Here is a 9,417-nt window from a genome sequence, read left to right on the forward strand (position 1 = left end):
TTTGTATTTTGTATTTCGGAATGTTTCAAGCCTGTTGGGCTTTTGGAGGTTCTTTAGGAAACTATCTTGGAGCTTGGTTAAATAAATTCAACCATATTTCCGGGTGTTGGTTAATATTTTTAGCGATAGGGGTTTTGGCTTCAATTTTATTTAATAAGATACATCGTAGTATGAAAGAAAAAACCGAATGTGTGGAAAAATAAAATATTAGTTCATCAAGTTGATTTAGAATTACTAACAACTTAAAGTTACGAGTGCGATTCTTCAATTATAGCAATCGATTCTTGTGCTAACGGTGCAGGTTAGTAGCATAATAAATGCTATAGTGACTATTGCAAAAAAGAAAGAGTATGTCGATAGTCGATTAATTAAACAAGGGGCAAGCATCCAGAACTATCTTGAACTATAAGCGTCTGAATCTAAAAAGATTAGAAGGCTAAAGGGGTAGATATAGAGAGTGGAATTAATAACAAACAAATTAATAATGATTGCTTTATTTATTCTAATCATTCATTCAATCGAAACACTTGCTTATGCAGTACGTTTATCAGGAGCACGTGTAAGGTTACTAGCTTCAGCTTTATCACTTTTCAATGTAATGGTAATGGTTTCGAGGCTAGCAAATATGATGCAACAACCGTTTACAGGGAGTTTAGTGGATACAGCACCTGCTGACAATGCGTTAGTCTTTGTAGAAAACCAGTATCGAATTATTATTGGAGCAGCATCAATGGGTACATTAATAGGGATAATATTATTACTTCCAACATTCGTAGCAATCTTTTCAAGAGGGATTATTCATTTGGTAGAGGAAAGAGGTTCGATACCAGCTTTATAAAAAAAAGGGTTTACTTTTGAATATTTAAGACGTGGGATTAAACATATCCGTAAGCCAAGTTTTGCTTATTTAAAAGGCATTGGGTTACGAGATATTCCGGTTAAATTATTTGTTATCAATATCCTAATTACTGCGATTTATACGAATTGGGGTTTTATCAGCTTTATATGCATCTTTATTAGTACCCGAACAAAAGACTACTGCTGTAATGGCGTCTGGATTAATCAATGGAGTGGCGACGATTCTTTTGATTATATTCATTGACCCTAAAATTTCAATTCTTGCCGATGATGTGATTAACAAGAGAGGAAGCTACCTCGATTTAAAAAGAGCTTCTGTAATGATGGTGACTTCAAGATTTTTAGGAACAATTTTGGCTCAGATTTTATTTATACCTGGGGCACATTATGTTGCTTGGTTTGCGAAGTTTATTACTTAATCGCTCTTCGAATTTTCTAGATGGCAAAATAAAAAGAGACTGGGACATAAATGCTCAAATCTTAAAAAGTGCGAGAAATCATTTTAGAAACGTTGATTTCTCGCACTTTTCTGATGTGAAATTTTTTAATTTATACTGTTATAGAGAGCGACCATTTAAAGTAGGAGTGGTTAGGCTACTTTAAAGACATTTTTGCAAACTTTAAAGAGTACGAATCCTATAATACAACTTATTTGGTTTAGTATAATGTCGTCTACATCAGAATGAAAGAACGGTTAGCTACGAAGCAAGAGTAGGTGGGTCATTTTTCAGTGACAAAGATGGGTCAAATTTGGTTGACAATCTACAAGTGTTAATTTGACCAAACATTATTTCAAAGCTGCATTAATAAAACACACAGCAAGCTTATGGTTCATATCACATATAAGTAAAGCAACAGGTGTAACGAGAGCAACCGTATACAATATTATAAAAAGAGAAAAAACCACAAGTGATTCTAATTAAGAATACCACTTGTGGTTTATATGTTTTATTCTTTAAGATGTTCATTATAAATTGTTATTGAAATAAGTGCTGAAGCGTAAAAGAACGCTATTATAGTCCAATAGGTTTCCCTGTTTCGCGTTACGAGTATGCCCATTTATGCCAAGAGACTTTCGGCGAATGATGCCGTTTCTTGGTCCAACTCTTGATCAGATAGATATTTAACTCCGTATAACACGTTCAATAAAGTATATTTCCCTTGCACCCGATGAATCGTCACCTCAAAAGGTCGAATCAACTCCTCTACTGGAAACAGATTGATTCCATCCTTTTGATAATATTCCCTTGCTCCACCAGTCGTGATGGCAAGAATAAATTCCTTATCTTTTAATTTGTCTCCTCCGGGACCGAAAGCCCAACCAAACTCAATCACATCTTCGAGCCACTTTTGAAGCATGGCCGGGACACTGTACCAATGTAGAGGGAAAAGAAAAACAATCCGATCATGTTCAAGTAGAAGTTGTTGTTCTCGTTTGATGTCAATATTCCAATCCGGATACGTTAGGTACAAGTCATGTACAGTAAAGTCGGAACGCTCTTTTACTAGAGCCAATATACGAGCATTCGCACGGGAAATACCAAGATTGGGGTGTGCTACAATAAGCATTGTTTTCATTGTTATTCCTCCTAAGGTAAATCAATAATAAGCAACTTCGAATCCTGATTAGCCTGTATCGTCAATAGATCAATATCTGTTATTTGTGCGGCATCGCCTGATCGGAGAGTGAAGTTATGATCCAGCACAACTTCGCCATCAATCAAGTAGAAATATGTTCTGCGACCGATTTTCGCCTCATAACTTAACGATTGATTAGCATCAAGCACAGACATATAAAACGTTGTATCTTGGTGAATATGCAGCGAATTCTCTTTATCCGAATCGGAAACGATGGGAAGTAAACAGTTCCGCATCTGATCCGTTTCAAATTTTCGCTGTTCCCATGAAGGGCTTAATCCCTTTTGATTTGGCATCAGCCAAATTTGCAATAATCGCATGGGATAAATGGGCGATGCATTGTAATTAAAATGCTCTATTCCCGTTCCGGAACTGATTCGTTGGATTTCTCCGGCGTGAATGAAATGAACGTCTCCTGCCGAATCGCCATGGCGTGCAATGCCCTCTAGAACAATTGTAACGATTTCCATTTCTTTATGCGGGTGAAGCCCAAATCCTTTTTCGGGTTGAAAAGTATCATCGTTAAACACCCGAAGGGGTCCAAAGTTCATTCTATCGGGATTAAAATACTCTCCAAAAGAAAAGCTGAATTTACTTTGGAGCCAACCATAGTCAGCCTTTCCCATGGTGTCTTGAATAATCACTTCAATCACGCCAACACCTCCTTCAATCGCTTGCGTGAGCAGCTTCTGTATTGAAAGGATACCACGATAATTTCGATATGAAAAATATCTAGTTTATTGATATACTATATAAAAAAAATATGGAATGGTGATGTTTTATGGAACTCAGACAACTCAGATATTTTTTGGCGATAGCAAACGAGGGACAGGTAACTCGTGCGGCTCAACTTTTGAATATGGCTCAACCTCCTTTGAGCCAACAATTAAAGTCGCTAGAAGACGAGCTCGGAGTAACCTTGTTTGAACGGAGCGCTAGAAGGATGCAGTTAACGCAAGCCGGCGAATTATTGCGCGAGCGAGCAGAATCAATTTTACAGATGGTGACTGAAACCTTCACTGAGGTACGTGAACTCCATGAAGGAGTAATCGGCACATTGAAAATCGGGGCTGCCCCTTCCTGTAGTTCCTTACTTCCAAGGCAAATTCAATCCTTTCGAATAGCATATCCAAAAGTTAAATATCGCATTTGGGAAGGTGATCCGAAAGGATTAACCCAACGTCTTCAAAAGCGCGACATCGATCTCGCTATAACAAGGTTTCCTTTAGAAACCGATTATGATCCCGCGTTGTTTGAAATAATACGTTTAAAAGAGGAGCCATTTCTTGCAATCCTGCCGTACAGCCTTGATCTGGACCGGACGGCTTCCAGCATTCGCCTGAACGACTTAGCAAAAATGCCGTTCATTCTATTGCAAAGTGAAAAGTCGACCGGAACTCACGATATAATCGTCGAAGAGTGCCGTCGACTCGGTTTTCAACCAAATGTCATTTGCGAATGCTCAAGTATTACCACCATCCTTAATATGGTAAATGAAGGAGTTGGTGTAACCGTGCTCCATGAGGCAATCGTGTCCAATATTCAATTTCCAATCAGTGTAAAGAAGCTTACGGCAACTTCAATTAGTTCGGAAATTTGTCTCATTTTTCTAAAAAACCGTCTTCTCCCTAAAGGTGCCCAACTATTTATTGAGAGTTTCGTAGACAAAGAGTTAATTTGAGATTTTCTAGATTTTATCGTGTGGTTATACTTAAGCAAAAGGGCGCTCCGTAGAGTGCCCAGCTTGTTAAAAGCTTTGGTTCCGTAATATGTATTATAAATGTCGCCCATCTTCTCATTCTTTGCTGGGTTCATTTAGATTATTTGTATTTCATACTTGTTATGTTGGGAGTTTCACTTGGGTGCTTTTTTTATACTCTACCAAGCTATCAGGTACACTTCCTTGCATTAATTTGGGGATTAATTTCTTTAATAACTGGAATTATTACTCACTATTCTACCCTACAGCCATTAAAAGGATATGACTTTACCTTCAAAGGATAAATTCGGGTTATTCCATTTAAGGGCGCGATTGTTTAATAAGCGTCGCTGTTCCTTTTAAACTCCCATGAAAGAACTTAATCATCTTTCATTTTCTGTGGTGAAGTACTTATTTTTTCGCTTCATGGATGGCTAACGGGGTGCTTTACTTGAAGATCATTGAGTTGCATTGGCAGCTCTTTTTTTATTCAGCTAACGGGTGCGATTGTTCAATTAGAGCGATCGCTTTTTCACTAACGATGCAGGTTGGTTGAAGAAAGGTCAAATTTATTTTAAGGTTATTTTTGGGAGGAGATAAGCAATGAGGGCACCATATCAAGTTTTGATATTTCCTTATATAATCACTGACAATTCTATTGAATATGCAATTTTTAAGAGAAGTGATTATGGATATTGGCAGGGATTAGCTGGTGGTGGAGAAGAGGGTGAGACTCCTATTGAATAATCTAAACGAGAAGCATTTGAAGAGGCTGGTATTACAAGAGATTATCCAAATATTGAATTAGATTCTATGTCTTCACTACCAGTAGAAGATGTGGTTAGGAATTTCCTTTGGGGAGAAGACGTTTATGTATTAAAAGAATTTTCTTTTGGTGTTAAAGTTCCTACAAAAGATATATCTTTATCAAAAGAGCACCTCAACTACAAATGGTTATCTTTTGAAGCGGCAGTAACGCTTTTGAAATGGGATAGCAATAAAACGGCGTTATGGGAATTGAACAAAAGGTTATTAAATCGTATTAACACCAAGCAAACGTTTTTGAAAGAAAATACTTGAGCTAACGGAGGCTTTAGTTGAATAAGACTCAATTAATCAAACTTTTTTATAAAAATCTCATACTTAGTTAGAAAGATTAACTCCAATTTGATCAATCTGGAGTCTTACAGTCACTATACCGTATCTATGCGATCACTAGAAGAAGAAGACTATATATTTGCTTAACATAGATTTAACACACACCTATTTAAAATAATGAAAATGAGGTGATTACGATATGAGAATTCTTGTTGTTGAAGATGAGTTGGATTTACAGGAAGCTATCGCTGAGGGACTTAGAATTGAAGGGTATGCAGTTGATACGTGTAGTAATGGAGAAGATGCTTATGAACTGGCGTACGCTGAAAATTATGATTTAATTATACTTGACTTAAATCTTCCGAAAATGGACGGATTAAAGGTTTTAGAAAAGTTAAGAGAAGAAAATAAAGAATTAAAAGTCTTAATCCTTAGTGCAAGAAGTAGTGTAAATGACAAAGTTATAGGTTTAGATATAGGTGCGAATGATTATTTAACTAAACCATTTGCCTTTGAGGAATTGGAAGCAAGAATAAGAAATTTATTAAGGCGAAAATTCGTGCAGGAAAATAGCTTATTGTCTTGCAGTAATATAAATATTGATCTATCAAAACGCACTGCATATGTGGGTGAAAGTGAATTGATACTTACAAAAAAAGAATTCGCACTACTTGAATACTTTCTGCTGAATCAAGAAAAGATAGTCAGTCAAGAAGAATTGATTGAACATGTATGGGACCAAAATGCTGATAGTTTTAGTGGAGTTATTCGAGTTCACATTGCTACATTACGAAAAAAACTTAAAGCTCTTTTAGATTATGATCCAATATGTACAAAGATTGGTGAGGGTTATTTTATTACTAAAAATGATGGTGACGCTTGATGTTTAAAAAAATGCCAATTCGGCTGCGACTTACAGTAATGATGATAATTTTATTAATGATTTGTTGTATAGGGCTTACATCAATTTTAAATTTTTCTGCTGGTATAATGGCAACAGAAATTGATGCAGCCACTGTATTACCTGCACAAGAGGTTGGTGAAAATAGCAATGTTATTGACAATCTCCAAACGCCATCAAATGCCATGATATCTACACCCTCTGTTGATGTACAAAAAGCAAGAACAGACTTTCAGATTAAAAGTGTTTTTTATCTGCTTTTAGTCATTGTCGGTGGTGGCGTATTGACGTACTATGTATCGGGTAAAGTGTTAAAACCACTTGATACACTAAATAGTCAAATTAAGAATAGGACAGTGCATAATCTATCGGAAACGATGGTCATTCCACCAACGGATGATGAAATAGCTGAGCTAACGCAGTCTTTCAATGAAATGACGGATAAGCTAAACGATGCTTTTATGATGCAAAGCCGCTTTTCTGCAAATGCGGCCCATGAACTCCGAACGCCACTTACGGTTTTAAAAACAAAGGTTGATGTATTTAAAAAGAAACATACACATTCTACAGAAGAATATGATGCACTCATTAACGTTTTTGAAAAGCAAACAAAGCGATTATCCGAGCTTGTTCGCAGCCTTTTGGATATGACAAATATGAATGATGGATTTGAGAATGAAACTATTTGTTTGAAGGATGTTTTAGAAGATATTGTTTCCGAACTTTCTCATATTGCTGATGAAAAAGATGTTAAATTAAATTTGGATTGCGATGAAGGTCTTGTTTACGGTAATACCGACCTATTTTATCAAGCGCTTTATAACATTGTTGAAAATGGTATTAAATACAATATTGACGGTGGTATGGTAATAATTACTGTTAAAACGGATAAAAAGCAGGTAATAGTTGAAATTAAAGATACTGGAACCGGTATCCCTGATGAGGAAAAAAAGAATATATTTGAGCCTTTTTATAGAGTAGATAAATCACGCTCTCGTGAAATGGGCGGTTCAGGCTTGGGACTTTCCATTGTGCAAAGTATCATAACCCAGCACAACGGAAACATCGTAGTTACGGATAATGAAAACGGAGGTACTTGTTTCGAAATTAAACTTGGTAAAATAAAATAAGAAAATGAAAAAGGCTTTGAATGGCAGTTGAAACTGTTTATTTAAAGCTTTTTTTTGTAAATTTATTAGAAGTATTCCTCTTAACATGGATTTAACATGGTTTGTTATATAGTGGTGACATCCAATAGAAAAGGTGCAGGCAACCAGATTCTATTGTAATATTATGGAATTTACCCATCGTAGGGTAAAGGCTAAAAACATTCTAGGAGGAATTTAATATGAAGAAAACATTATCAATTGCGACTTTTGTGCTAGGTTTATCTGTTGTTGCAGGATCTGCATATGCTGCGAGCAACAACGACATGTGGGAAACTACTAAATCCAGTGAACCTGTCAACTTAGAAGAAATGGCTAAAGAAAAAGGGGTCACGTTAGATGAACTAATTGTTCAGCTTGAAAAAGAAGGAAAGCTGACAAAAGCTGCAAAAACAACAGAGGCTATTGAATCAACTGAAGTTGTCAACTTAGAAGAAATGGCTAAAGAAAAAGGGGTCACATTAGATGAACTGATTGCTCAGCTTGAAAAAGAAGGAAAGCTGACAAAAGCTGCAAAAACAACAGAGGCTATTGAATCAACTGAAGTTGTCAACTTAGAAGAAATGGCTAAAGAAAAAGGGGTCACATTAGATGAACTGATTGCTCAGCTTGAAAAAGAGGGCAAGCTGACAAAAGCTGCTGAAACAACTGAAGCTACTAAATCAGCGGAAACAAACAATAAGTAATATATAGTAACTGGAGCTGTCACAAAAGTAAACTTCTGCTAAGAGGAGCTTTTGTAACGGCTTTTTTATTTGTAAGGTGTCGAATTTAACAGGCAGTAATGACAAGGGTTTATTCTTTATCGTTACTGCCTAATTCAGTTGTTATGTCAACCTATAATGTATGGGAATGTATAAGGTTTTATGGTTTTTTTAAAAGGTTGTTTTCTAAAAGATTGCTACTATTCAACTAACGGTGCAGGTTAGTTGAAGAAGAAGGGTTACTTTAAACAGAGATACCAAATTGAAACTATAAAGGGTTACAAAGCCAGGGGCGACCCTTAAATCAGAAATGCTAATACCCTCTATTCATAAAAGTAGCGCCGATAATAATTAGAGGTTTCGATGTATTACAGAACAGTGGGAACTGCTTTGCAAGAATAATAAACTATCTATAAAACATATGATGAACAGTTAGAAGAAATTAAGTATACTAATTCAATGGTTTACTATAACAATTATCTATTAACAAAACTTAAAAAGATGACTCCTAATCAATATGAGGTCACTGAAAAACTTACGTTTTTTATGACGGCTTAACTTTTTTAGATAAAAATAAGGTGCATTTTGTTCGAATCGAACAGAATGTACCTTGTTTTTTTGTCTATTCCTTCTTTTTTTCACTTAGACGTTTCAATATTCGTTTCAGATTAACGGCGAATATTGTTGTGGCTCCTTGTATTTCCATGCCAAATAAGCCCGCTGTTTTAGCCGCTTCTGCTTTGGCATATTGTAAATTATCTTTCCCAGAGTAAGCCGTATCACCAATGACCGTATCAATTTCCATCCCTGTCTCTTTACTTTTTTCGATTAATTCTTGAAGATAGTGTCCGTCACTTTTTTCACCTGTTGTGACAATGGCAGCTGTAATGATTCGTTCATCACTCATCGCAATATGGGTTTTGAAACCAAAGAAAGCCGATTCCGCAGATTTATGTCCTACACGAGCGTCCGGATAAGGTGAATAGCTTAGTTGTAAATCGTAGTCCTCCATTACTTCTTTTAAAACATTTAACTTTTCTTTTACAGCGGGAATTTGTGCAACTTTGGATTGTGTTTTCACAATTTCTACAACTTGACGACAGTAATTTAATTCCTCCATCACTTCATTTGATGTTGGTTTTGGTGGGAATTTCTCTTTCATTTCTTCATCCAGTTGATAGACGGCTTTTCGCACATTTTTTGATTTTTCCTGTAAAAATTCCTTCGGTGATTTTTGATTGTAACGTGCTTTTGTATGTGTGGAGTCGACGATAATTATTTTACTTGTGATAATTCCTTTTTTTAATGCAATTTCAACTGTTTTTCCAATCAATAAATCAAGTAAATTTATAT

The 9,417-nt window shown here is 35.9% G+C and carries 6 protein-coding genes and 4 pseudogenes; 7 read left to right on the plus strand and 3 right to left on the minus strand.

All coding sequences use genetic code 11. The annotated features are described in order from the left end of the window. Both AC1DCY_RS26115 and AC1DCY_RS26120 read left to right on the plus strand, forming a co-directional pair. Window positions 1-203 (plus strand): annotated as a pseudogene (locus AC1DCY_RS26115) (MFS transporter); the annotation flags it as partial. 281 nt (window positions 204-484) lie between these two features. Beyond that, window positions 485-1,277 (plus strand): annotated as a pseudogene (locus tag AC1DCY_RS26120) (lipid II flippase Amj family protein). Between the two features lie 640 nt (window positions 1,278-1,917). Here AC1DCY_RS26120 and AC1DCY_RS26125 read toward each other — a convergent pair. Beyond that, window positions 1,918-2,436 carry an NAD(P)H-dependent oxidoreductase gene (locus AC1DCY_RS26125; RefSeq protein WP_002114535.1) on the minus strand — a complete coding sequence of 173 codons (519 nt, stop codon included), beginning with the start codon at window positions 2,434-2,436 and terminating at the stop codon, window positions 1,918-1,920. An 11-nt stretch (window positions 2,437-2,447) separates the two neighbouring features. Next, complete coding sequence (locus AC1DCY_RS26130) at window positions 2,448-3,149, minus strand: pirin family protein (protein WP_477355322.1); 702 nt, start codon at window positions 3,147-3,149, stop codon at window positions 2,448-2,450. A gap of 128 nt (window positions 3,150-3,277) precedes the next feature. Here AC1DCY_RS26130 and AC1DCY_RS26135 point away from each other — a divergent pair, with 128 nt between their 5' ends. From AC1DCY_RS26135 to AC1DCY_RS26155, 5 genes and pseudogenes are all read left to right on the plus strand, one after another. Further along, a complete protein-coding gene (locus tag AC1DCY_RS26135; protein WP_088079673.1) occupies window positions 3,278-4,177 on the plus strand; it encodes a LysR family transcriptional regulator in 900 nt (299 codons plus the stop codon). A gap of 621 nt (window positions 4,178-4,798) precedes the next feature. Next, a pseudogene (locus AC1DCY_RS26140) lies at window positions 4,799-5,275 on the plus strand (NUDIX hydrolase). 217 nt (window positions 5,276-5,492) lie between these two features. Beyond that, window positions 5,493-6,176 (plus strand): response regulator transcription factor, encoded by a 684-nt coding sequence (locus AC1DCY_RS26145; protein ID WP_477355325.1) that lies wholly within the window; start codon window positions 5,493-5,495, stop codon window positions 6,174-6,176. After that, entirely contained in the window at window positions 6,176-7,324 is a 1,149-nt protein-coding gene (locus AC1DCY_RS26150) for a sensor histidine kinase (RefSeq protein ID WP_477355328.1), read from the plus strand. Before AC1DCY_RS26145 ends, AC1DCY_RS26150 begins: the two co-directional genes overlap by 1 nt. A gap of 218 nt (window positions 7,325-7,542) precedes the next feature. Next, window positions 7,543-8,046, plus strand: coding sequence for a hypothetical protein (locus AC1DCY_RS26155; protein ID WP_477355331.1), 504 nt, complete (start codon window positions 7,543-7,545; stop codon window positions 8,044-8,046). A gap of 760 nt (window positions 8,047-8,806) precedes the next feature. On the opposite strand, the pseudogene AC1DCY_RS26160 reads toward AC1DCY_RS26155, so the two are convergent. Then, window positions 8,807-9,417: pseudogene (locus tag AC1DCY_RS26160) on the minus strand (transposase); the annotation flags it as partial.

Source organism: Lysinibacillus sp. 10T31, assembly GCF_056394365.1.

Bases quoted from the DNA above. Each gene is read 5' to 3' on its own strand.
- AC1DCY_RS26125 (WP_002114535.1), bottom strand. From the start codon at position 2,436: ATGAAAACAATGCTTATTGTAGCACACCCCAATCTTGGTATTTCCCGT.
- AC1DCY_RS26135 (WP_088079673.1), top strand. From the start codon at position 3,278: ATGGAACTCAGACAACTCAGATATTTTTTGGCGATAGCAAACGAGGGA.
- AC1DCY_RS26145 (WP_477355325.1), top strand. From the start codon at position 5,493: ATGAGAATTCTTGTTGTTGAAGATGAGTTGGATTTACAGGAAGCTATC.
- AC1DCY_RS26150 (WP_477355328.1), top strand. From the start codon at position 6,176: ATGTTTAAAAAAATGCCAATTCGGCTGCGACTTACAGTAATGATGATA.
- AC1DCY_RS26155 (WP_477355331.1), top strand. From the start codon at position 7,543: ATGAAGAAAACATTATCAATTGCGACTTTTGTGCTAGGTTTATCTGTT.